Annotated in this window: 1 protein-coding gene; it reads right to left on the bottom strand. The window is 67.8% G+C overall.

Annotated elements, in window-relative coordinates; genetic code table 11:
* Window positions 1-525, bottom strand: a 525-nt coding sequence (locus IT40_RS26550; protein WP_036761571.1) for an EF-Tu/IF-2/RF-3 family GTPase, incomplete at both ends; no start/stop codon positions are given.

Here is a 525-nt window from a genome sequence, read left to right as displayed (position 1 = left end):
AGAACGGCGTGTGACGGCCACCCTCTTCCTTGGTCAGGATATAGGCCTCGGCCTCGAACTCGGTATGCGGCGTCACCGAGCCGGGCTTGGCCAGAACCTGGCCGCGCTCCACCCCGTCGCGCTCCACACCGCGCAGGAGCGCGCCGATGTTGTCGCCGGCTTCCCCGCGGTCCAGCAGCTTGCGGAACATCTCGACACCGGTGCAGGTCGTCTTCTTGGTCGGGCGGATGCCGACGATCTCAAGCTCGTCGCCCACGTTCACCGCGCCGCGCTCGACACGGCCCGTCACCACCGTGCCCCGGCCCGAGATCGAGAACACGTCCTCGATCGGCATCAGGAACGGCAGGTCCACGGCGCGCTCGGGCGTCGGGATGTATTCGTCCACGGCGGCGATCAGTGCGCGGATCGAATCCTCGCCGATCTCCTTGTCGCGGCCTTCCAGCGCCGCCAGCGCCGAGCCCTTGATGATCGGGATGTCGTCGCCGGGATAGTCGTAGGACGACAGCAGCTCGCGCACCTCCATCT

This window comes from Paracoccus versutus (genome assembly GCF_000763885.1).
Classification (GTDB): domain Bacteria; phylum Pseudomonadota; class Alphaproteobacteria; order Rhodobacterales; family Rhodobacteraceae; genus Paracoccus; species Paracoccus versutus.
Note: the sequence above shows the minus strand (reverse complement) of the source record. Positions and strands in the feature narration are given on the sequence as shown.